The sequence below is a fragment of the Paenibacillus sp. FSL R7-0297 genome (assembly GCF_038009025.1).
Taxonomy (GTDB): domain Bacteria; phylum Bacillota; class Bacilli; order Paenibacillales; family Paenibacillaceae; genus Paenibacillus_AQ.
Genome location: NZ_JBBPAQ010000001.1, coordinates 1,682,600 through 1,705,711, shown reverse-complemented (window position 1 = coordinate 1,705,711; position 23,112 = coordinate 1,682,600). Strand labels below are relative to the sequence as shown.

Annotated in this window: 18 protein-coding genes; 4 read left to right on the top strand and 14 right to left on the bottom strand. The window is 48.4% G+C overall.

Going from position 1 to position 23,112, the window contains the following annotated elements; translation table 11 throughout:
* Positions 1-58: 58 nt before the first annotated feature.
* Genes MKZ24_RS07410 through ftsE form a run of 3 tightly spaced genes read right to left on the bottom strand, consistent with a single transcriptional unit; the run spans position 59 to position 3,000 of the window.
* Entirely contained in the window at positions 59-1,366 is a 1,308-nt protein-coding gene (locus tag MKZ24_RS07410) for a murein hydrolase activator EnvC family protein (protein WP_340781879.1), read from the bottom strand.
* 43 nt (positions 1,367-1,409) lie between these two features.
* Entirely contained in the window at positions 1,410-2,324 is a 915-nt protein-coding gene (gene ftsX / locus MKZ24_RS07405; protein ID WP_042240171.1) for a permease-like cell division protein FtsX, read from the bottom strand.
* Positions 2,314-3,000, bottom strand: coding sequence for a cell division ATP-binding protein FtsE (gene ftsE / locus MKZ24_RS07400; RefSeq protein WP_039302777.1), 687 nt, complete (start codon positions 2,998-3,000; stop codon positions 2,314-2,316). Before ftsE ends, ftsX begins: the two co-directional genes overlap by 11 nt.
* A gap of 289 nt (positions 3,001-3,289) precedes the next feature.
* Between ftsE and MKZ24_RS07395 the strand changes: the two genes are divergently transcribed.
* Together MKZ24_RS07395 and MKZ24_RS07390 are read left to right on the top strand one after the other, a co-directional pair.
* Positions 3,290-4,717 (top strand): VanW family protein, encoded by a 1,428-nt coding sequence (locus tag MKZ24_RS07395; RefSeq protein WP_340781878.1) that lies wholly within the window; start codon positions 3,290-3,292, stop codon positions 4,715-4,717.
* Positions 4,718-4,925: 208 nt separating this feature from the next.
* Complete coding sequence (locus tag MKZ24_RS07390) at positions 4,926-5,324, top strand: hypothetical protein (RefSeq protein WP_340781877.1); 399 nt, start codon at positions 4,926-4,928, stop codon at positions 5,322-5,324.
* A 77-nt stretch (positions 5,325-5,401) separates the two neighbouring features.
* Here the strand turns inward: MKZ24_RS07390 and MKZ24_RS07385 are convergent, their stop codons facing one another.
* The 8 genes from MKZ24_RS07385 to MKZ24_RS07350 all read right to left on the bottom strand — a co-directional run bounded on the left by MKZ24_RS07385 (position 5,402) and on the right by MKZ24_RS07350 (position 13,932).
* Positions 5,402-6,004, bottom strand: coding sequence for a DL-endopeptidase inhibitor IseA family protein (locus MKZ24_RS07385; RefSeq protein WP_052416762.1), 603 nt, complete (start codon positions 6,002-6,004; stop codon positions 5,402-5,404).
* Between the two features lie 240 nt (positions 6,005-6,244).
* Entirely contained in the window at positions 6,245-6,871 is a 627-nt protein-coding gene (gene pilO, locus MKZ24_RS07380; RefSeq protein ID WP_340781876.1) for a type 4a pilus biogenesis protein PilO, read from the bottom strand.
* On the bottom strand, positions 6,855-8,483 hold the full coding sequence (gene pilM, locus MKZ24_RS07375; RefSeq protein ID WP_340781875.1) for a pilus assembly protein PilM: 1,629 nt from the start codon (positions 8,481-8,483) through the stop codon (positions 6,855-6,857). The genes pilO and pilM overlap by 17 nt, the downstream gene beginning before the upstream one ends.
* A 15-nt stretch (positions 8,484-8,498) precedes the next feature.
* On the bottom strand, positions 8,499-9,248 hold the full coding sequence (locus MKZ24_RS07370; protein ID WP_340781874.1) for a prepilin peptidase: 750 nt from the start codon (positions 9,246-9,248) through the stop codon (positions 8,499-8,501).
* 84 nt (positions 9,249-9,332) lie between these two features.
* Positions 9,333-9,776, bottom strand: a complete 444-nt coding sequence (locus MKZ24_RS07365) for a type II secretion system protein (protein WP_340781873.1) — start codon at positions 9,774-9,776, stop codon at positions 9,333-9,335.
* Positions 9,777-9,969: 193 nt separating this feature from the next.
* Positions 9,970-11,175 carry a type II secretion system F family protein gene (locus MKZ24_RS07360; protein ID WP_340781872.1) on the bottom strand — a complete coding sequence of 402 codons (1,206 nt, stop codon included), beginning with the start codon at positions 11,173-11,175 and terminating at the stop codon, positions 9,970-9,972.
* Positions 11,175-12,224, bottom strand: coding sequence for a type IV pilus twitching motility protein PilT (locus MKZ24_RS07355; RefSeq protein WP_340781871.1), 1,050 nt, complete (start codon positions 12,222-12,224; stop codon positions 11,175-11,177). The genes MKZ24_RS07360 and MKZ24_RS07355 overlap by 1 nt, the downstream gene beginning before the upstream one ends.
* A gap of 43 nt (positions 12,225-12,267) precedes the next feature.
* The gene (locus tag MKZ24_RS07350) at positions 12,268-13,932 is read right to left on the bottom strand and encodes a GspE/PulE family protein (protein ID WP_340781870.1); all 1,665 of its coding nucleotides are present in this window, start codon (positions 13,930-13,932) and stop codon (positions 12,268-12,270) included.
* A gap of 366 nt (positions 13,933-14,298) precedes the next feature.
* On the opposite strand from MKZ24_RS07350, the gene MKZ24_RS07345 reads away from it, so the two are divergent.
* Positions 14,299-18,903: a DUF5057 domain-containing protein gene (locus MKZ24_RS07345; RefSeq protein ID WP_340781869.1), complete on the top strand. Its 4,605-nt coding sequence runs from the start codon at positions 14,299-14,301 to the stop codon at positions 18,901-18,903.
* 120 nt (positions 18,904-19,023) lie between these two features.
* Here the strand turns inward: MKZ24_RS07345 and MKZ24_RS07340 are convergent, their stop codons facing one another.
* From MKZ24_RS07340 to MKZ24_RS07330, 3 genes are read right to left on the bottom strand one after another with little or no spacing between them, the layout of a single operon-like run.
* Complete coding sequence (locus tag MKZ24_RS07340; RefSeq protein ID WP_340781868.1) at positions 19,024-20,808, bottom strand: hypothetical protein; 1,785 nt, start codon at positions 20,806-20,808, stop codon at positions 19,024-19,026.
* Positions 20,809-20,821: 13 nt separating this feature from the next.
* Entirely contained in the window at positions 20,822-21,373 is a 552-nt protein-coding gene (locus MKZ24_RS07335) for a type II secretion system protein (RefSeq protein WP_340781867.1), read from the bottom strand.
* Positions 21,357-21,956 (bottom strand): type IV pilus modification PilV family protein, encoded by a 600-nt coding sequence (locus MKZ24_RS07330; RefSeq protein ID WP_076246430.1) that lies wholly within the window; start codon positions 21,954-21,956, stop codon positions 21,357-21,359. The genes MKZ24_RS07335 and MKZ24_RS07330 overlap by 17 nt, the downstream gene beginning before the upstream one ends.
* 264 nt (positions 21,957-22,220) lie before the next feature.
* Here MKZ24_RS07330 and MKZ24_RS07325 point away from each other — a divergent pair, with 264 nt between their 5' ends.
* Positions 22,221-23,024 carry an alpha/beta hydrolase gene (locus tag MKZ24_RS07325; protein WP_340781866.1) on the top strand — a complete coding sequence of 268 codons (804 nt, stop codon included), beginning with the start codon at positions 22,221-22,223 and terminating at the stop codon, positions 23,022-23,024.
* The last annotated feature ends 88 nt before the right edge of the window (positions 23,025-23,112 follow it).

The following is a 23,112-nucleotide window of genomic DNA, read 5'->3' as shown; positions in this document are numbered from 1 at the left end:
AACGGCATCTCTTCCAGTATATGCCGCTGAATGAAATTATATTTATTAGAGCTCAAATTTACAGATAAGGCATAGGATTAACCGTCTTGCCGTCAATCCGAACTTCGAAATGCAGATGCGGTCCGGTCACGCGTCCAGTGGCACCGGATTCGGCAATCGTCTGTCCGCGTTCTACCCGGTCTCCCGGTTTCACTTTGATTCCGCCTTCGCGGATATGGCCGTACAGCGTCCATACCCCGCCGCCATGGTCAATGATTACACAATAGCCGTAACCGCTCCACCATTCCGCCACCAGGACGGTACCGGAATCGGCCGCATGGATATTCGTGCCCTGCGGAACCGCAAAGTCCACACCGGTATGCATTTTGCCGACTTCACCCGTAACCGGATGCGTCCGGACACCATACGGCGAAGAGACACGAGCCGAGCCTACCGGCAGCAGGAAGGGCCCATCACCGCCGGCATATTCCTCTACGCTGGCAATGGAGCTTCTGCTGCTGCTCGCAGACTTGGCGGCCTTGGCCGCTTTGGCAGCCGCCGCTGCCGCCCGGCGTGCCGCTTCGGCTTTGGCGGCCGCTGCGCGGCGTGCCGCTTCCTCAGCCTTGAGCTTGTCCTTCTGCTCCTCCAGGGCAGAGCGGTTGCTGGCCAGTTGCACCAGCTTGGCATTCTGCTCTTCGGAGATCACCTCAGCCTCTTGAATCTCTTCATCGTAGTAAGCAATTAGCTCCTGCTTCTCCGCTTCCTTCTCCTTCAGCACACTTCGCTGGGACTCCAGATCGGTATACAGCTGCTTAGCCTGGGCGTATTGCCCCTCCAGCTCCTGCTTCTTCGCGATGACCGTCTGCTTGTCCAGCTTATGCTGCACCAGCAGATCCTGATCCTGATCCACGATCATCTTCAGAGAATCGGCCCGGTCAAGAAAATCCGAGAAGCTGGTGGAAGACAGCAGCACATCCAGATAAGAGACTGCACCATCCGTGTACATCAGGCGGACACGTGATTCCAGTAGTTTTTCGCGGGAAGCCACACGTGTCTCTGCATCGTCCAGTTCAGTTGCCGTCACATTAAGCGACTCCTCCGTACTGGCGATTTTACCGGAAATGGTCGTCATCTCACCCTTCACCTGGGCAATCTGGTCCAGCACATACTGGAGATTCAGCGTCGTCTTATTCTTATAGTGCTGCGCTTCCTGATTGCGGGATGCCGCCTTCTCCTGCGCCGCCTTGGCCGCCTGGACCTCCTGCTGCAGCTGCTTCAGCTGATTGTCAATCTCGGCAACACTTGTTTTCTTCGCATATCCGTCAGAGGGCCCGAACATTGTTACAGCCAGCAACATTACGGCTATTCCGGCGACAATCTTCTTCAACTCGCACTCCCCGTCCTTTGTTCAAATGTGAAATTCATCTATGCTATACCTTCAAGAATTTGCGGATCGACACCGTACTTCCCCAGACGCCAATTAATACACCGAGGCCAACCAGCAGTCCGCAGAGCAGCAGCCAAATATCCTCAAAAGGAATCAGCCGCAGCCCCAGCATCGGATCTCCCTGCACCGAAGAGACCAGACTGCTATAGCCCACATACAGCGCCCCCGAAGTAACCAGCGAGCCGATCAGCCCGATGAGTGCACCTTCAATAAAGAACGGCCAGCGGATAAAATAATTCGTTGCCCCTACGAGCTTCATGATGCCGATTTCCTTGCGGCGGGCGAGAATAGTTACGCGGATGGTGTTCGAGATCAAGAACATGGACATCAGCGCCAGACCTGCCACAAAAATAAACCCGATGTTGCGCACAGCCTTAGTCACTTTAAACAAGGTCTCCACCGAGCCTTTGCCATAATTCACTTTGTAGATCGGCTGCTCTTCAAGGGTCTTGTTCAGTGCTTCTATCTTCTCAGCTACAAACGGAACAGTGGTCGGCTCGATCACCTCTACGAGCAGCTTGTCCGGCAGCGGATTATTATCTTCATCGAAGCCTTCCAGGAGCTCGGCGGCATCCGGCCCCATATCTTCACGGAATTCCTTCAAACCCTGTTCTTTGGAGACGAACTCCACCTTGCTGACTTCCGGCATACTGCCGATTTCGTTTTCCAGCTTCTCCCGCATTTTCTGGTCCGTATTCAGCGTCAGATGCACATTGATCTGCACCTGGCTGTCAGCTTTGTCCGCTACTTCATTGACATTGAGCACCAGCAATATAAACACTCCGAGCACGAAGAGAGAGACAACGATGGACGTGATGGAAGCCACCGACATCCAGCCGTTGCGGAATACGTTTTTGAAGCCTTCCCGCACATGCCGCAAGAAGGTTTTAAAACTCATAACCGTAATCCCCTCTCAATTGGTCTCTGACAATCGTCCCGTTCTCAATAGCCAGCACCCGTTTGCGCATTTTGTTGACAATATCCCTGTTGTGGGTAGCCATTACGATCGTTGTTCCGCGAAAATTAATCTCATCCAGCAGCTGCATGATGCCCCATGAGGTCTCCGGGTCCAGGTTGCCTGTAGGCTCGTCCGCAATAATGACGGAAGGGTTGTTGACAATGGCTCTGGCAATGGCGATCCGCTGCTGCTCTCCCCCTGAGAGCTGTGAGGGCTCACGTCCCGCTTTGCTGCGCAGTCCCACCAGATCGAGCACTTCATTCACACGCTTCTTGATCACCTTCTTCGGCGCCTCGATAACCTCCATCGCAAAAGCGACATTCTCATAAGCCGTCATCTTCGGCAGCAGGCGGAAATCCTGAAACACCACGCCGATGTTGCGGCGGACATAAGGAATCTTGCGGGGCTTGAGCTTGCCGATATTGAACCCGCCTACAGAGATCTGTCCTTTGGTCGGTGTTTCTTCTCTATAAATTAATTTCATGAACGTTGATTTACCTGCGCCGGACGGTCCGACGATATAGACGAACTCATTCCGGTCGATTTTGACAGATATTCCTTGTAGCGCGTGGGTTCCGTTAGGATAGGTCTTCCATACATCCTGCATCTCGATCATCTTATCACTTCCCGATTCTGACATATTCCGCCGGGCCTTATCTTATCGACACCAAACTGCGGAAGCTTCCATAAACTGCATTATTATCGCAGGCGTATCTATTGTAACAAATCCCTAACCCCTTGAGTACCCGAAAGTTTTACCGAATCCTTACATATACATAAAAATATCAGGTTCACTCCAGCTTCTGTTCTTATATATATCGGTATTCCCAGGCGTTCTTTAAGACCTGATTCCATGGCCCGTGCCGCTTCCGGCGCAAATCCGCCCCTACAGAAGGAGATTGCTTATGAAAAAAGTACACGCTGCCCTCATCGCGGGTTTCGGCCTGATTCTGGCCGGCTCGCTGGTCGCCGGAGGGTTTCATTTATATGGCTCCCAGACCACCTTGCCCAAGGGAACAGCCATTGCCGGCTGGGATATCAGCGGTCAGGACATCGCCCAGGTGCGGGCCGCGCTGGAGGCAAAACTTCAGGCGCTGGAAGCTACGCCGCTCACACTGAAGGCCAAGGGGGATACCGGGCTGAGTGTCTCACTGCAGCAAGCAGGGGTGACCTATGAAGCCCAGGAATTCCGGCGCGCCCTGAAGACGCTGACGGATGGTCCGCTAATGGATCGGGTACAGGCCCGGTACAATTGGAACGGGAACTGGAATATCGGAATTCATCTGGAGATTTCGCAGCTTATGAACAGCCTAAGTCCGGCATGGGAAAAAGAATCCTTCGGCGTTCCTGTCGACGCAGTGCGGCAGATTACCAGTGATGACCGTGTCGTCTATACTCCAGGGACCACCTCCTTCGAGGTAGACTGGCATGCGCTGGAGCTCGCCCTGCAGGCGGCCGTACCCACCCGGCTTGCCGGCAACGGGGCACTGGAAGGGAAACGCATTTTGCTGGAGGTGCCCTTAACGGTCAAGCAGCCGAATGTCACGCTGCAGGCGCTGAGGGATCAAGGCATCGAGCGCAAAATCACCCAGTTCAGCACCTCACTCGGGGCCAGCGGACCCGGGCGCAGCTTCAATGTGGAGGCTGCCGCCAAAGCCGTCAACGGGACCATACTGCCGCCTGGTGCTATTTTCGATTACGGAAAAGCGATCCAGAAGGCCCAGGCAGAATATGGCTTCCGCGAGGCTCCGGTGATTGTCAACGGCAAGCTGCAGCCCGGCACGGGCGGGGGAATCTGCCAGGTCTCCAGCACTCTGTATAATGCCGCGCTGCGCTCCGGGCTTGAGATCGTTGAACGGCGCAACCATTCACTTCCGGTCAGCTATCTGCCCAAAGGCCAGGATGCCACTTTTGCCGAGGGCTATATCAACTTCCGTTTCCGCAACAATACCGGCAAACATCTGATAATCAAGTCCGAAGTGAAGGGCCGCACGCTGACCGTCAAGCTGTTCGGCACTTTTCCGAGAAACGTTACTTATTCCTTAGAATCCCGCACTGTTGAGGTACTTCCTCCCACCGACAAGTATGTGAGCGATGCCTCGCTCCCGAAGGGCGGAACAAGGGTACTGCAATCCGGCAAAACCGGCTATGTAGTGGAGACCTACATTACCCGTTATGTTGACGGTAAAGCCAAGGAGAAGACGAAGCTCTCCCGTGATGTCTACTACGCCCAGAAACGCGTCATTGCCATCAACCGTGGAGGCATGAGCAAATCTACGCTGCCGGAATCCCCGGGCAGACAGCTGGTGGAGGACGGGGTAAAGGGCCAATAAGCTGCTGCAAGTAAAAACGGCTGTGCCCTCCTTATAAAAGGGAGGCACAGCCGTTCGTGCGTAACATTCGGCGGAAACTTAAACTATAGCCCAAGCATGCTTTTTAATAAAAATGGCATCCTTTACATAAGGCTTACCGGAGAAGCCATTATAATTTACGATTGCGCGCTACAGTTGAAAGTAGAACCTATCAGAAAGGATGAATTCTATGATTACAGCATCAACGACTGACCTGTCCGCCCTCATCCGCCAAGCACCTTCCGTTTCGCCATCGATGACCTGCCGTGAAGCCCTGCGGGTACTGTTTCAGCATCCGGAATCCAAATGCATCATCGTCCGCAGTACAGATAATGAGCCGGTTGGACTGATCATGTGCGAACGTTTTTTCCTCAAGGCTACAGGACGGATGGGTATGGACAGATTCTACCATGAACCCGTATCGCAGCTGATGAACCGCAAACCTCTGGTGTCCGATATCTCCATCCCGGCTGAGTTACTCTGGGCCGAAGCCATGCAGCGTCCCGAACCGATGAGAAACGACTGCATTATCGTGACCGATCAGGGCCGGATTGCCGGTATTCTTCATCCTGCGGAGCTGCTGCACTGAGTGCGGCGGAGCTGCTGCGCTGATTGCGGCAGAGCTGTTGGCCTCTTAGTTATGCACAGTTCCTTACCATCCCCGAACTAGAAAACCGTAGCCGGCGATACATCAATTCTCCAGTATCCGCTTACCTTTTTGAGTTTCACCACTACATTCTCATTAACACCTGTCGTTCCTGCTGGCGGTACGCTGAGCTCGAACACTGCTGACTGTGCAGTTTTTGAAACCATCCGGGCTGTGGCTCTGCTGTAATCCAGCGTGTTGCCCAGATCTACATTAGGCTGCGCCATTCTTCCGTTATACTCCAGAAATTGAGTCTGCAGATAGAAGGCTGCGGCGTTGTGAGTGTATGCCCGTTTAATATAGTTCATCAGTTGCTGCTTGCTGCCAAGATCACTGGAGAGATAACGGTACTCTACTGTATTATAATTAAACAACTCAGGATTGAATTCACTGCCCCCCCGGCTTGCATACGCGTATATCGCCTTCGCATGAACCATGAGTGGAATAATACTCTTCTCGGTCAAATTATTGATTGTAGCGGGACCTTCCTTGCCTGGTGCAGACACCGCTACTGTTCTTACTCCCTCTATTCCCACCGCTGGCGAAGCCGCGAGCGCTCCGCTTCCCGCAGAAACCAGACCCAGTGATAGTGCTAATGAACCGATCAACATTTTTTTGTTCATTCTGAATGCCTCCTTGTAATCCTGTTTTATATATTGAAGAACTATTTCTCTCCAACTGCTGCGATAAGTACTATATAACTTACGATAGCCCGTAAGCTAAAATACCCAATACTACCCCATGTGTAAACGGTTAAACCCCAAAACAGCATAAAAAAGCTCCGCCCTCCTGTTTATAGGGGCCAGAGCTGGAATAAATGGAACTATATAGGGTAAAAAAGCACTACCTATGATTGCCTAAGCTCAGGGCTGTTGCTCTTGATCCAGAGCCGCAACTTGTGCCGAAGTTTCTGAGGGTTCTGACGACTTCTCATAGTAGGCCGTAAAAGTAATATTGGCTGAAATAATGTTGCCGGAATCGCTGGAGTGCTGGAAACTGAACGCGTCCACATTAATAATGCGGGGCAGAAGCTGTAGTGCCGTCATCCAGCTTCGCACATTAGTATAAGTTCCTTCCACCAGGGCCGTCATCTTCAGGGCCTTCACGGTAGGGAACACTACTTCGGAGGAACCGGTCATAACCTGAATGGGATTTGTATCATCCAGCGTGAACCCGATATCCTTCAGCCGAGCATTGGTCATTGTTCCGATGGCTCGCAGATCGAGAATAAGCTGCTCGCTGTCGTCACCGCGCGGGAGCTGGGCCAGAAGCGCATCCTGAGCCTCGTCATTCTCCGCCGAACGGTTCAGTTCTTCTATTTTGTTCTCCATGAGGCTGTTTTGCTGCTCCAGTTGCGACATCTCTGATTCTTGCTCCGCAATCTTGCTGTTTGTAGGCTGGAATCCCAGCAGGAAGAACGCGAACAACAGCAGGAACAGGACAAGAACCCCCAGTACAATAGGCGAACGGTATTTATTGATTTGTTCCATTCTCATCCGCCTCCCCCGGGTTAGCTGCATCAGTATCCTGCTGCGTGCTTTTCGCCAAATTCACATGATATATTGCCGTGTAGAATCTCGTTAGAGTCGCTGGAGATTGCGTACTTCCGGACGGATCTCCTTCAGACAGCTTCTGAATACTCACGTCAACCGTGAAGGACATTTTGCGCAGTTCAGCGAGATATTCGGAAGCATCCTCCATTTTGAGCATCTTGACGGTCAGATCAATGGAGGTGAGGTATGTGTAACCAATATTGCTAAGCGAAGCCCCTTGCGGCAGCCCGGAAGCCAGCTCATTTAATACAGAAACAATATTCAGCTTGTACTTCAGGATCTCTTCAACAACCGCTTTACGGTCCAGCTTGCCTGAACCGCCGTTATTAGCTTTGGCCAGCTCCAATTGAAGCAAGGCGCTCCGGTCCTGCAGACCCTGGATCTGCTCTGACTGATTCTTAATCTGCCCCTTGTTCGCTGCATAAAAGATCCCGGTGCCCACTATGCCCAGCAGCCAGATTCCGACCAGTGCAATGGCCAAATAGGGAAATAACATGGCCTCACGGTCTTCACGGGGCAAGAGATTAATATGCTGTGCACTTGAACCCAGTGCAGCTCCGGTTGCAATCCGGTAGCTGTTCAATTGCAGGTTCTGGCTTCTGGCTGCACTGGTCTCCAATTGATCCAGACTTACCGGAATAATCTCCTGTTCGGATAAGGACTGGCTAAGCTCCTCATGCAGCTGGCTGCGGATGCCCGGTGTCCCTGTAATCAGTACATTGCTGATCCGGGTACTGCCATCGTGCAAGCTGTACTGGTAGAAGTTCAGCATCCGCGAGATTTCAGCTGTAATCTCTAGCATCTGCTCGGGTGAGAGATGTTCCTCCACATTCTCAAGCGTAGCAGCTGCCTCCGACCTGTATTTGATCTCTTCCTGTACAGGCAGAGCCGCCGGCTCCGCTCTGCCCGCTTGCAGATCGGCAACATTAATCGTACGGATAAAGACTGGATTGCCATCACGGAACATATAGATATCCAGCAGTGACTGCTCCAGATGGATCAGCATCGTTTCTGCAAAGGCTTCGCCCTGATTCAGCATGATGCTTCTTGCTAACGCCGTAGCGGAAATCTCGACACTGCCCACCCGTAAACCTGCCGCTTCCAGGATATCGATATAATCCTGAATCGGCTTGCGAGGCGCGGCAAATACCAGCAGATGGCTCTGGTTTTCATCCACGCTTGTTGTAACGTAATCATACACCGGATTTTCAAAAGGCAGATGCAGACCCGTTTCTACCTCCAGCTTCACAAGCTGCTCCAGCTGTTTTTCATTAGTGCTGGGAATACTCATTTTTCGGATAATGATTTGAGCAGGCGGGATAGCCAGGGACACCTTCGAACCGCGAAGGCCTTGTTTTTTAACCCAGGGCTTAAGGATATCCAGCAGTGACTCACCGTCAGCAATCTGATTCTCGACAATCATGCCCGGATGCAGCGGAAGGACCTTCTTCTTGCGGACTTCCCATGTTTTATTCTTCTTCAAGCTGACGCAGCGGATGGCGGATTCTTCAATGGAAATCCCGACCGCTTGTTGACCTAATCTCAGCATCCGATGATGTTCCTCCTAACCGATAAACGAAAGATATGCGCCGATGATGTCCGGACCGAACAGATATGAGAGCAGTGAACCCAGAGCCAGGAATGGCCCAAACGGGATTGGCTGTTTGCGTTGCACAATGCCAAATAGCTGCAGAATCCCGCCAGTCGCAGCGCCCAGCGCACAAGCTATCAGAAACGCCACAATGACATTCGGCCAGCCAATGATCCAGCCCAGCAGTGCAAACAGCTTGACGTCGCCCATTCCCATTCCACCAAAAAGGGCCAGCAGAAGGAGAACGCCTCCACCACTTAAAGCGCCAAGCAAATGATACCATAGCGGGACTTCCGCCATGAAAGGAACCAGTACCAGAAATACCGGCGCAAAGAATAATAGCACCTTGTCAGAAATCAGCATATACCTCAGATCAGAGACTGTAATAATGACCGCCAGGCTGACCAGCAGCATCCCTATAATTCCCTCAAGCGTGAGGCCGAATTTCAGATACATCACCAGAAACAATAGTCCAGTTACGGCTTCTCCAAACAGATACACCGTTGACACCCGGGTTCCGCAATGCCGGCACTTCCCCCGCGATAACAGATAGCTGAGAACCGGGATCAGATCCAGTGGCGTAAGCCGCGTCCCGCACTTGGGACATTGCGATGGAGGATGCAGTAAAGACTCTCCTGCCGGTATCCGCAGCCCTACTACATTGAAGAAAGACCCCAGAGTTAGGCCTAGTAGAGTTATATAGAATGCGATAAATATAGTCATGATTGGTTGATGTCCCTTTCGGGGATTTTAAAAAAGGAATCGGAATGGTTCCGATTCCTTTTTTATAAAATCATTGAAATATGATTATTTAGTAAGAATAACAGAAGCTGCATAACTTCCATTTGTAACACCTGCAGGATTCGGTGTCAACACCACGGTCTGCAGAACACCATCTGTATTAAAGGTAACTATAGTCGATGCAGGAGTTAGCGGTAATTTTGTACTTGGTAATACAAGACCAACATCTATATAGTTGGCTGTTTGAAGAGTAGCCAGTGTTACAGAAGTGTTAGTGCTAAAATTACCATTTTGTTCTCCAATGACGTAAAGTCTGGCTGCCTCATAAATTTGACGAGCTGTGGCCAGATCCGCATTTTCACGTGAATTAGTAACGATATTACCAATCATCGGAATCGCAATAACCGCAATTATCCCCAAAATAACGATAACTGCCAATAACTCAATCAGCGTAAACCCTTTCTGATTCTCTTCCTTGCTGAGTCTTCTCTTAATTGCCTGTGCCAACATTTCGTTTCCCCCTTGATAATAGTAGTGTGTGATGTTCCGACAGAAATCTCATCCTATGTTGCTACCTTCCTGCTGTATTGCTCTTGGTATAGAAGCAGCTCTCTCCATCGTCCAGCACCTGCGGAAGCAGCTTCAGCTTCCGCTCCGCCTTTCCGGCGTCACCCCTCTCAATAATTGCAAGGAACCGCAAGGTTCACATATTACTGTACAGACTGAACATCGGAAGCATGATAGCTGCTACGATCACCCCGACTACTCCCGCCAGGAAGGCAATCAATAGTGGTTCTAATAGAGATTTTAGACGGTCAACTGTATTCTCTACATCCATCTCGTAGAAGTCAGCGACCTTGGATAACATCGTATCTAGCGCTCCGGTCTCTTCACCAATGGCAATCATTTGTGTAACCAGCGGCGGGAATACCCATGCCTTCTTAAGCGGCTCAGAGAGCGGATTTCCCTGTCTGAGGGAATCACTTGCACTGCGGATATAGCGCCCGATTACCTTATTGCCTGCCACTTCCTCTACAATAGCCAGGGATTGGAGGATGGGTACCGAACTGGCGTAGAGTGAAGAGAATGTCCGGGTAAACTGCGCAATCGAGCCCTTCTGATTCAACTTACCAAAGACCGGAACCTTCAGCTTGGCGTAATCAAGTGCATAGGCCCCTTTCTCTGTACGTTTAGTTATTTGATAGGCAACTACTAAGAGAAGTACCCCCAGAATCCAGAAATACCATTGCCCCTGAATACTTTTGCTGAGTGCCAGTACCATCTTGGTAATCGCCGGAAGCTCGGCATCAAAAGACTCAAACATGGTGACAAACTGTGGCACAATTGCCCATAACAGATAAATTACTGCGCCTATAGCCATCACCCCAACAGTAATCGGGTAAGTCAGCGCAGATTTTATCTTCTCGGTCGTTGTGTGCTGCTTTTCAAAAAACATCGCCAGCCGCTCCAATGTCCCTTCCATATTTCCCGATTCCTCACCGGCGCGAATCATGCTGACAAACAGCGGCGGAAATATCCGCTTGTGATCCTGGACCGCCTGGGAGAAGGGAATCCCCCGCAGCAGACTTGAACCAACATCCTGCAATGCCTTACGTAACGGCTTACTGTCCGTCTGCTCTGCCAGGATACGCGTAGCATCTACAATGGATACTCCGGCGCGCATAAGTGTTGCGAACTGGCGGCAGTAAATAATAAAGTGAATGGTTTTAACCGGATTGCCTATATAAATATCCATTTGCAGAATGGAAGTTTTACGTTCCACCAGCGAGAACACCGTCAGACCGCGTTTGCGGAGCTCATCCATGGCTGCCGGCTTATCCGTAGCGGTAAGCTTACCTTTGATCGGCCTGCCCGCCGCTGTTTTGACCTGATATTCGAATAATGCCATCAGCCACTCACCTCACTCATATACGCTTTGGCCGCCGCAGGGTGTATAAGCCCTCCCGCAAGATATTCACGGATGTTCATCTCCAGTGTGTGCATACCCAGCGCCTTGCTTGTCTGCATGACATTCTTCAGTTGATGCGTCTTCTCCGTCCGCATCAGGTTGGCAACCGCCGGCGTATTCACCAGAATCTCTGTTGCACATAACCGCCCGCGGCCCGAAGCTCTCGGGAATAAGCGCTGGCTGACTACAGCCAGCATCACCGAAGCCAGCTGGGAACGGATCTGATTCTGCTGATGGCCTGGAAAAGCGTCGATAATCCGGTCAATCGTCTGCGGCGCATCTGTCGTATGCAGCGTTGCTAATACTAAGTGTCCAGTCTCAGCAGCAGTAACGGCTGCTGAGATTGTCTCCAAATCACGCATTTCCCCCACCAGAATGACATCCGGATCCTGTCTTAATGCTGCCCGGAGACCGCTGGCGAAGCTGTTCGTGTCGCTCCCCACTTCTCTTTGGTCCACCAGACATTTGCCATGGCTGTGCAAGAATTCAATGGGATCCTCAAGGGTCACGATATGCTTGCTCTCGGACTGGTTGATGGAATGAATCATCGCCGCCAGCGTTGAGGATTTGCCGCTGCCCGTAGGGCCTGTCACCAGGATAAGACCTTGCGGCTTCTTTACCAGAGATGCCAGAATTGAAGGCAGGGATAACTGCTCCAGCGACGGAATCTCAGCGGGAATAGCCCGGGCTGCGATGCTTACTCCACTCCGCTGACGGTACACATTTACTCTGTAACGCACTCCATTATCAAGCGGGTAGGAGAAATCAATTTCACCGGTCTCATTGAAAATGCTGTTATGCCGCTCCTCCATAAGCACCTCTGCCATTGCCAGTGATTCCCCGGCTGTGATCTGTTCCCCTTCAACCGGATACAGGGTTCCATCAATGCGTATTACCGGCGCTGAACCTACAGAGATATGCAAGTCGGAAGCCTTGGAGGTATAGGCCATATGAAGCAGCTGTATAATGTCTCTCGTGAATGTCGGCACTGGCTATCCTCCTCAACGTTTTGTCAGCTTACTTAAGACTTGTTTACTGCGATACCGTTTCCCGCAGAACCTCTTGCAGCGTCGTGGTTCCCTGTGTAACCTTGAGGAAGCCATCCTCCATTAGCTGCACAAGCCCGCGTTCGCGCGCTGCAACTTTTAGTTCATCGACGGATGCCAGATCCGTAATCAATTGCCTCATATGGTCATCGATAGTTAACACCTCGTGAATGGCAATACGTCCACGGTAACCTGTAGTACTACAGCTGCCACAGCCCCGTCCGCGATGGAGACTGTCTGCTGGCAGACTGTATTTCCGCAGCATGATCGCTTCCTGCTCAGACGGCTTGTACTTTTCTTTACAGTCCGGGCATATTTTACGCACAAGCCGCTGGGCAACTACCCCTATTAGGGAAGAAGCAATAAGATAAGGCTCAACTCCCATATCCCTGAGGCGCGATATAGTGCTGATAGCATCATTGGTATGCAGCGTCGACAGGACAAGATGACCCGTTAAGGAGGCTCTGACTGCAATCTCCGCCGTTTCTGTATCACGAATCTCCCCTACCATTACGATATTCGGATCCTGCCGGAGAATCGAACGCAGTCCTGCTGCGAAGGTAAGGCCAACAGCAGCATTCACATGCACTTGATTGACTCCTTCAAGCTGATACTCTACCGGATCTTCAACCGTTATAATATTTGTGCTCTCCACATTTAATTGGTTCAACGCCGAGTACAAGGTTGTCGTTTTGCCGCTCCCTGTTGGTCCGGTAATCAACAAAATCCCGTATGGTCTGGCAATCATTTCTCTAAAAACAGCAGCATTCGACTCACTGAAGCCAAGACTGTCCACTGATTTCACGCCTGTGCTGAGATCCAGCAGCCGGAGTACAATTTTCTCCCCGTGCATTGTCGGCAGTGAAGAGACGCGGATATCAACCATTTTGTAATCAAATTGCATCTTGATACGCCCGTCCTGCGGAAGCCTGCGCTCCGCAATGTTCAGCTTCGCCATGATCTTCAGCCTGGCTGTAATAAAGCCCTGCATCTGTTTGGGAATTACACGTTCCGTACGCAGCGTGCCGTCAATCCGGTAACGGATAGACAGGTTATTCTCACCCGGGTCTACATGGATATCGGATGCCCGCAAGGCCACCGCCTGCTGAATCATCTGATTGACCAGCCGGACTATAGGCGAATCTTCATCGGTAATCTCCGTCTCTTCGATTTCTTCCTGGGTGGGCAGTTCAACCATCATCTGGCTCATAGAATCGCGCATGCCGTAATGCCGGGCAATCGCCCGCTGCAGCTCATCCCGGGTGGAGATCGCAGGTTCGATTCTGAACCCTGTACTCATCCGCAAATCCTCAATGGCGAAATAGTCCAACGGATCAGCCATAGCCACCATCAGCTTGCCGCCTTCCTTCATGAACGGAAGCACCTGATATCGTTTGGCCATACTCTCCGGAATAATCTGCGTAATGGCCGGGTCAATCTGATATTTGAACAAGCTTACATGAGGTATGCCAAGCTGGAATTCCAATACTTCAATTAGCTGCTGCTCGGTAATATAACCCTGCGAGATCAGCAGATCCCCAAGCTTGCGTTTGGTTTTGCGCTGTTCGGCTAGAGCCTCGGTCAACTGCTCCTGCGAGATAATGCCGTTATCTACCAGCAAGTCTCCCAGTCTTTTTTTTATGATTGGCAAAGTTACTCATCTCCAGCTCTCACCCGTTTAATTTTTCTTACCGGTTAAAACTCTCATAATCTAGCAAAAAAAGGATTCGAAGCTACTATTCTTCTGGAAACTCATACCGATTTCCTATATGTAGTCCTTTGCGTGTTACAGAAATCATTTTCCCGGAAATTCGATGGTTTACTAGTTCTAATTACTTAAATTTGAGGTAAATTTTTCATATATTATGATTGCCTATAGAGGTAAATTGTCCTAGAATGATATATAGCATATAACCGTTATTTTTACAATTAGGATTTCCAATACTTGGTCAATTTTAGCGAAAGTTTCGATAAATCTACCAATCGATTATTAATATCTTTACGGGGGAGATGCTAGATGAAATCATTCCGGCGGAGAACATGGTTTCTAGTTTCCGGGGCTACATTTGCGGCTATATTAATTGCTTTGTTTGTCCATTCTTTTGTTCTTTCAGTCAATGCAGTAGTAGATAGTTCGTATACCATCCGTATTCTTGAGATCACTGATCCAAACAGCACTGCAAGCTTGGCACTGGATGCCAATGATAAATACCCCAAGAGTGAACTCGATGGTCTTCAGGGATTAGCCAACGTCAAGATTGATACAATGACTATGAAACGCTTCGTATCCCTGCGTGATAACTGGGACGGCAAATACGATGCTGTCTATATCGGTAAAGGGGCATTCAACAAAAAGAAAGTTAACAGCACGGGGTCCTCTACCCCAGATGAGCGTATTGCAGCTCATAAGACCACTTCTGTCGAAAACGACATTACCAAACTCAAAGCTAAAGAGATCACCGATTACTATATTAGTAAAGGCTTGAATGTTATTCTTCGTGAAGAAACCTTTACCCAGCAAAATACCAAAGACACACAAGGTGTCCTGTATGAAACATTTAATCCTTACCGCACTGCAACTCGCACCAATATTATTTTTCTGAAGGACAAGGCTGCACTCGACACTTTTACAACTGAGGTAAAGTCTGGTAACTGGTCTAAAATGGCGACTCTTAAACAGAGGCCCAGATTGACCCTTACCAGCAAGCCCGCTAATTACAGCGAGAATCCTACTGAGGTGTTTGAATCCGGAGATAAACTGGACTTCTCCATCAGGCTTGATAATATCCCAGACTTAACTCAGGTTCGGATCAAATTATATATTAATGTGGATTCTTCTTTGCCTGTCACTGAAGACAATGTAGTTGTCAGTAAAGAAATCACCTCACTCTCAGATACTTTAAGCTATACTCTTCCCTCTACCTTCTCAGGGCCGCTGTATTGGAGGATTGAAATCAGCACACTGAGTGGACTTAAAGACTTTGACACAGGAAATATCCTCTATAAGGGCGTTAAGCCGGAGATTAAGGTTCTACAGATTATGCCTGCCGGCAAGACAGAAAGTGATTTGCTAAGCACCACTAACAAAAACATGAAAGCAGCTTACTTAAATAATCCCGACTACTATAAACTGATAATCACACCGCACGATATGACCTGGTTTAATAATTACATCGCCGAAAATGCTAGTACCACTGATAAAACCTCAGGACTGAACGGGAACTTTGATATGGTCGTGTTCGGTTTCCTAGACATGTATGACAGGGCTACCACACCGATGTTGTCCAAAGCAGCAGCCGATGCAGTCAAAGCCTTCGCTGAAGAAACAAAGCAAAGCCTGATGCTGACGCATGATACCATTTTCCGGGAGGTTGATTATATCACGAGTACTACGGAGCTTGATCCTTATCCGGAAAGTACAACAAACGGAGTCAAGAACTATAACTACTGGAGTTCCTATTTCCACTATATGGTAGGGCAGACGCTGCCCCGGACATATCTGGGCGGCAATGCTGTAAATACTTCTACTAAAGTAGTTCCGGTCAACCAAGGACTTTTGACCCAGTACCCATTCAATCTAGCCAAAGCAGGTAATGATTCGGGCAGATACACTGTTGCCACTACTCACGACCAATTCTTTCCGCTGAATCTCGAGCGTGCAGATGTAATTCCCTGGTACAACATATCAGGTTCAGAGCGGGATACAGATGATAGCTACAATCATTTCTATACTTATTCTGTCGGTAATATTACCTTCTCCGGTACGGGACATACAAGTAAAGGCTTCCCGGATTGGGAACAGATGTTGTTCGTCAATACCATGTACCGTGCGTTCACCGGCGCCAATCACGCTCCGAAGATTAATATTTATACACCGCAGGACAAGAGTACCAAGCCTTCATATCAGGATAAGCTCACTGTAAGTTATGCGGCTACTGACCTTGATCTCAAGGACAAGGATCTCATAACGTCCATTAACATCAGTAAGCTAATTGACAAAGAAAAGGGCACCTACGTATCGGTAGATACCATGAAGGAGACGACGGTCAAATCAGGTGCAACATTTTCTCATACCTTCAATAATCCGTTACATGAGGAGGGCACGCTGAAGATTGAGATTACTGCCAAAGACAAGCAAGGAGCTCTTGCAACCGAGACTATCACCATTGATGTACAGAAGGTAGAATCCAATTTGACTATCAGCCGTTCCTTATCTCCCAAAACAGTGGAGAAAGGTGAGCCATCAATTATTACGTATAATGTGAAACCTAACAGCATCCCAGCCAGCGCTGTGGAGCAAGGAGATCAAGGTGTTCAGAATCTGGAGATCTCAGATATCCAGTATTCCGAGGTATTCCCATCAAAGTTAGAATTCAGCGATTTATCGTCTCTAGGCCTTACTCAGAGCGGCACCCCCGCATCAGGCTACACACTTACCAAGAATCTTGGTAAACTCACGTATCATTTGTCAGCAGATGGTCTGACTTATGTACCTGATTTAGCTGAAGGTATCACCTTCACCGTCAAGGCAGTACCTACTGAGAAAGTTGCTCATTACCAGTTGGATAACTCTATTTTGAGCTTTGAGGATTTGCATTCAATGCAGACTGCTGCAACTACTCCGGTTCTAACAGATTCTACTAAAATTTATAACACGATAAATAGTATTAGCAATGAGTTTGTTGCCTTTATTCTGGGGCATACCAGTATTAATAGTGCCCAAACAAATGGTCGGATGGCTGTCGGCGGCAATGCACAATTTTCAAGCTATAGACTGGACAGACCAAATGGCGTAGGAAGTAATGCGTTGATTGTTGGAGGAAATTTCATATTTGATTCATCAAATGGTGCTTCAATCACAGGCGATGTAGTTTACGGCGGAACTTCCCAAGTAAGCCAGAACAATACTGCTACCAAAGTAACGCCTGGAAAAATAATAAATTTCAAAGAAACTGGGGAATATCTACAACTCCAATCAAAAACTCTGGCCTCACTAGCTTCCAATGGCAGTGTTGATAATCTTAGTTTTGTTGGTTCGCGTTCAGACATAAATATATTCGATGTAAAACCTGGCAGTTCCAACGATGTGCTCTTAAATAATGTAAAAATTAATGCACCGCAAAACTCGACGGTAATTATTAACGTCTATGGCGAAAACATCTCAATTCGCGGCGGTTTTGACTTAACCAATATCCAAAATAATCATATTGTTTTAAATTTCCCGGAAGCAAAAATACTAAATATTAGAGATGTAGCAGTGAGAGCTACTATTCTTGCCCCATTAGCCAATGTACAATTTGATAGCGGGAATATATATGGCACTCTTATCGCGAAGGAGCTCCACACTAACAATGGAGGTACTCTCAATTCCGGATTATTCGATGGTGCATTGCCACCAGTCGTAGTAGCTACACCTACACCAATACCAGCACCGGTGCTGCCACGAGCAACAATGAAATTTGATACTCTAAGCTTTGATTCCATTGTCAAAGTAATGAGCGTCACTTTGGCTCCAGCGAGAATCAGTATTAACACCAGCCTGAACATGAACCCTCTCGCTACATATCTTCCGGTCGATATCAATAAAGAAACTACAACCTTCAAATGGGAATCTCTTAATCCGGCGATTGCAACAATCTCCGACACTGGTATAGTCAGGGGGATTGCTGAAGGAACAGCCGAGATTAAGCTTACAGTAACAGATATCAGCGGCAAAACAGTGACGGATAGTGCTGATGTTGAAGTAATGACACCAGAACTCAATATCAGTGGCCCCAAAACGGTGCTGATAAACACTTCCGCCGAATATGTAGCCAGTTATAATACTGCAAATGATAACGTTAAAGAATATAAGTGGAGTATTAAAGAAGGAGACAATAATGCAGCAGGAGCTAAGCTCAGCGAGGATGCAAGCGGCACGCTTAAGGATCATGCTACATTAGCAGCTGATAAATCCGGCGAGGTTACCCTAATGGTAGTCGCCATAACTGATGCTTATCCAGACGGAACAGCTCCGAAGGAGTATAAGGTAACCTTCACTAATCCGGTTCGTGAGATTGCCATTTGGGGACCAAACTCAGTACATGTTGATGAGAAGATTGAATTAACCATTAAGGTAGAACTGCCAGAGGCTGCGGACCCTGCCGATTACAAATGGGAACTGTTAGACAATGGCGGTGAATATGTAGAAAAGATTGACAGACCAAACACCAGCAGTATTGAACTTAAAGGTCTAAAGATCACGGCTACTGACCATCCGGTGGGTATCAAAGCTTCCTTAATCGGAGCGCCGGAGGACTCTCCGGTTGAAGCCTTTTGGAACGTCACTGTGGGCAGCGGATTAACTGATCTTTCCCTGCCAGATACATTGAGTATCAAATTAGGTACTGAACATGACCTGTTCAGAAATGATCTTGGTGTGTTCCCTATAACTATGACCATTAAGGATGTAGAAGGGAAGCTGTTATGGAGCACTAGTGATCCAGCTGTGGTAAAGCTCACAGGGGAAGGAGTCATAACAGGTAAAACTAAAGGCACTGCCCAAATCACCGTTATTTCTAAAGAGAATTCCAGTATTACGGATACCATTCAGGTCACTGTAACTAATGAAGACCGCTATTAGATAAACGCAAACAAAGAGAAACGGATGCACTCCCTCTGGGAATGGCATCCGTTTCTTTGTTTACAAAACTGTTTGTGTATAACCCTGAAGAATCAATTGTTTTGACTATATACATTATGCCTATTCCAGCTTCAGTTCCTCTACCCGGATATTTATCGCTTTGACACGGGGAAGTCCCGCTTTCTGGTCAGTAAATATCTGATCATTGTAGATAGCCTTAAACCGGATCAAATTATTGCTTTGTATATTAATACCTAAATTATTACCAGTGGCTATGCCGCGAACTGCATTAATCGTTAAATCTCCCTTAGCGAAGAATCCGCCGCTGAGTGAGAATATGGAGCCTACCCCATAAAGCTTTGCATCAGAATCAGTATAAAAGAATGCTGCCAGTGGCTTCGGTTCATTATTATCAAAGGCTGCCAACCGATTGATTAGGATCTGCCCCTGGGAGATCAGGACCAATTCCTTGTTATTCAATCCTTTAATAGACGCATCCTCTACTATTGTAGTGAAATCTTCTATATCCTTTGTGGAATCCTTCAAAACATAAATAGTGGAATCAAACTCTACTTCCCCTCTAATCTCCACTTTGCCTGTCACCAAAATATTGGCGCGCACTTTAACGGAATTCGGACCACCCTCATTATCAATGGTTAAATTACCGTCAACAATATACCAGTAATGTGGATCCGTTGAACTACCGCCCCCCCCTTTATTCGTATAGTTAATCCCAGTAAGTTCCGTTCCATCCAGGGTTAAATCTCCTTTATATACCACTGATCGGGTGGGAGCAGTCAGACGGGTCTTGATATCATCATATTTAGCAATAAGCTCCTTCCCCGCATCTGAAGTATCCGTAAGATCTGGTTTAGGCGGCAACACTCCCGGATTTTCAAAAATTGCTTTATAACTACTCGTAAGGTATCCAGCCAATGTCCCGTTATCAATATTCTCCTGAATACGTTGTCTACTCGCCCCGCTACCTATAGCTTCCTCAACTTTATCAATAAAAGAGGACTTCACATTCACTTCAACAAAGCTCCGGTGGTTTTTGATTTTCACATTCGCTGCGGGGATAATACCTTTTTCTGAAACAGCATTGCCCGTGAATTTCTGGTTGCCTTTCATATAGACCAGCTTGTCCAACGCCTGCACATGCGCTTCACCAACTAATTCAAAAGGCTCTGAAATATATGCACGGTCGTTATTGTAGATGTAGCGAGCAGTATCACTGATCGTCAGCGTATTCCCCGCGTAGATATTCCCCTTAATATAAGGTGAACCATTGATAGTCAGATTCCCTTCGGAACCCAAAGTATACTTCAAAAAATCAGGATAGGTATCGATCACTACATTCTGTGTTAATTTGCGTATAACTCCATTGACTTCCGCTTGGGCGGTAAGGGTCAGTGTATAGCTTACGGAATCTCCTTGCTTTGTGGTGTGGGGGACTACATCAATAATTGTACCTACTGCTCTCTCCCCGCCGGCCTGCAGAAGGTCGGTACTGGCAAACAATGCACTGGACTTATCCGATTGATCCGGATCATCTATGCTGCCCTTTAGGCTTTTCAAAAACATATCTATTTCAGCATCCACTTCTGCCTGACTCATGTCTACGCTATCTTTAACCTTGCTATTCAAACTTGCCGTAATATATGCCACAGCCTCATCCAGCGTCTTCTCCGCCAAATGCAGACTTTGCACATCGTTCTTCCGTGTCTCCGTACGCTGCGCACCCCCAACGGCTGCCGTAAGCACGCTTAATCCCAGAATCGTAAGCAGCAGTACAATAAACATAACCAGCACCAAGGCTGAACCTCGCTCTTCCCGGAAACGCCCGCTGAATCTCTTCCATTTCCAAGATCTCAAATGACGCAATATCGGTCTAACTCCCGGCATCCGCTACATCCTCCTAAAATCCAAATTTGCTCTTCATCTCCATGGTGTAATCCCTGCCGTCATACTTCTGCGTCAATTTGAGGGTTATTTCGATTAGTCCGCTATCGCATGGCGCATCTTTGGTACAAGACCTACCGTCAGATGTTGCCGAGGAGATTGATGAACCGGTCAGATCCGATTTCACTGCCGTTCGGGACTCATTCGTAGGTACGTCTACTTCAGAACCAATGACAAGCTGGCCTTGTGTAAAAGCTATCTTGACTATATTTTTATAGTCGATATCTGTCTCAACCAATTTCTTCTTCAGGAGAATCCCGTCATTATTGTCCGTGCTCTCCAGCCGCTCCGGGGCAAATGTATATAATTCATTTATAATTGAAGACATAATAATATCCGCTTCATCTCTGAGAGAATTTTCGATTGTTATTTTATGATAGCTGCGGAATCCAAACATAGTGACCATAGAAATGATGCCCACAATCATTGAAAATAAGGTTATGGCGGCAATAAGCTCAATTAGCGTGAAGCCCTGCTGTGACTTTAGCCGGTCAACGTATTTTTTCATCGGTAATATAACCCTCCACTACGGTACTCGCTGAATGGCCATTAGGACCACCATCTCCGGTAACCTTTACCTGAATAGGAATTAGGTAATCGGCCATCTCCTTTTTACGGGCATCTATGCTTTCTGCACCATCAACAATAGTTTTCCCTGCCAGCATATCCTGATGCAGTTGCACTTGATAGGTTATTTTCACATGATATGGGATATTATTGATTACCGGATTCAGCACGTCAGGCATTACCCCTGGATTAATAATAAACGAACTGTAACTACAGGTTGTTGCATTAACACACTGATCCGCTTCAATACTTGGGTGTTCAGGTCCTGTGTCTTTTACAGCAAAATAGTTGCCCATAGCCTCAAAATCCTGCTTCTCCATATAAAAGAGCGCATTACGCGCCAGATTGACCATGATCGTCTTATTCTGGTTCGATTTCGAATAGGACAGCGCATTGGTGAAGTAGGAGGTTAGCACCAGGGAAACTATCGACAAAATCACGATGGCTGCCAGCACCTCAATCAGCGTAAATCCCTCTTCCTTGCCCCGCTCCCGGTTTCGGTTCCACTTGTCTCTCCAAGACATCCTGTTCGCTCCCCGTACTCTATTGAACTGCGTTCTTAAATAGCTGTTATCAGGAAAATTGCCGGATACAACAATCCGCTCCTGGGGAGCCCCCCTGTCTACAGTCCTGTACATTCCCCTGTCTCTCTGAATCTTTCTACCTACTTCCATTATATTCTTTCAACTCCAGCACCAGCAATGCTTACAAGGAATAAATCTAGAGATTTCTACAATTTATATCGCTTAGCGGCTGTGCTATTATTTGGGCTGAAAGGGGATATGCAAATGGCTTTAATCGAATGCAAGTTTTATTCGGAAGTGCTGGGGCTGAACACCTCGATGACCGTGATTCTGCCGCAGCAGACCACTACACAGATCGGAATGAGTAACGTGTCACGGGGGAACCTTCACCCTACACTGTATTTGCTGCACGGCTTGTCCGATGATGATTCAATCTGGCTGCGCCGGACCTCGATTGAGCGTTATGTAGCGCAGATGGGCATTGCCGTTGTTATGCCTCAGGTCCACCGCAGCTTCTATACCGACATGGCGGCGGGCGGACAGTATTGGAGCTTTATCAGTGAGGAGCTGCCGGCGCTGGCCCGTTCGTTCTTCCCGTTGTCGGCGAAACGCGAGGATAACTTCGTAGCCGGACTGTCGATGGGCGGTTATGGAGCGATGAAGCTGGGACTGCGCAAGCCCGAGAACTGGGCCGCTGCTGCTAGTCTGTCGGGGGCACTCGATATGGCGCATCATTTCATGAACTGGGAAGATAAATCACAGAAGACGAAGGAGTATATGCAGATTTTTGGAGACAAGGACATTGCAGGCACTCCTGAAGACCTGCTGTGGCTGCTGAAGGAAGCAGACCGCTCCAAAGGGCCGAAGCCCCTTCTCTATCAATGCTGCGGCACCGAGGATTTCCTCTATGAGGACAATCAGACGTTCCGTAAGGCCTGCTCCAAGACCAAGCTGTCACTGACTTACGAGGAAGGGCCTGGCGAGCATGAATGGGGATATTGGGATACCAAGATCCGTGATGTACTGAACTGGCTGCCACTCGGCCAAGTAAAGTCCGCTGACTTGTAAGCGGATACCCACAGCGTATGTGAATTATAACTTCATTCCTGCAAAAAAAGACTGTCCTCCCGCATCCTATCGATGCGGTAGAGGACAG

Coding starts and splice junctions, on each gene's coding strand:
- ftsX (WP_042240171.1), bottom strand. CDS start 2,324: ATGAGTTTTAAAACCTTCTTGCGGCATGTGCGGGAAGGCTTCAAAAAC.
- ftsE (WP_039302777.1), bottom strand. CDS start 3,000: ATGATCGAGATGCAGGATGTATGGAAGACCTATCCTAACGGAACCCAC.
- MKZ24_RS07395 (WP_340781878.1), top strand. CDS start 3,290: ATGAAAAAAGTACACGCTGCCCTCATCGCGGGTTTCGGCCTGATTCTG.
- MKZ24_RS07390 (WP_340781877.1), top strand. CDS start 4,926: ATGATTACAGCATCAACGACTGACCTGTCCGCCCTCATCCGCCAAGCA.
- MKZ24_RS07385 (WP_052416762.1), bottom strand. CDS start 6,004: ATGAACAAAAAAATGTTGATCGGTTCATTAGCACTATCACTGGGTCTG.
- pilO (WP_340781876.1), bottom strand. CDS start 6,871: ATGGAACAAATCAATAAATACCGTTCGCCTATTGTACTGGGGGTTCTT.
- pilM (WP_340781875.1), bottom strand. CDS start 8,483: ATGCTGAGATTAGGTCAACAAGCGGTCGGGATTTCCATTGAAGAATCC.
- MKZ24_RS07370 (WP_340781874.1), bottom strand. CDS start 9,248: ATGACTATATTTATCGCATTCTATATAACTCTACTAGGCCTAACTCTG.
- MKZ24_RS07365 (WP_340781873.1), bottom strand. CDS start 9,776: ATGTTGGCACAGGCAATTAAGAGAAGACTCAGCAAGGAAGAGAATCAG.
- MKZ24_RS07360 (WP_340781872.1), bottom strand. CDS start 11,175: ATGGCATTATTCGAATATCAGGTCAAAACAGCGGCGGGCAGGCCGATC.
- MKZ24_RS07345 (WP_340781869.1), top strand. CDS start 14,299: ATGAAATCATTCCGGCGGAGAACATGGTTTCTAGTTTCCGGGGCTACA.
- MKZ24_RS07340 (WP_340781868.1), bottom strand. CDS start 20,808: ATGCCGGGAGTTAGACCGATATTGCGTCATTTGAGATCTTGGAAATGG.
- MKZ24_RS07335 (WP_340781867.1), bottom strand. CDS start 21,373: ATGAAAAAATACGTTGACCGGCTAAAGTCACAGCAGGGCTTCACGCTA.
- MKZ24_RS07330 (WP_076246430.1), bottom strand. CDS start 21,956: ATGTCTTGGAGAGACAAGTGGAACCGAAACCGGGAGCGGGGCAAGGAA.
- MKZ24_RS07325 (WP_340781866.1), top strand. CDS start 22,221: ATGGCTTTAATCGAATGCAAGTTTTATTCGGAAGTGCTGGGGCTGAAC.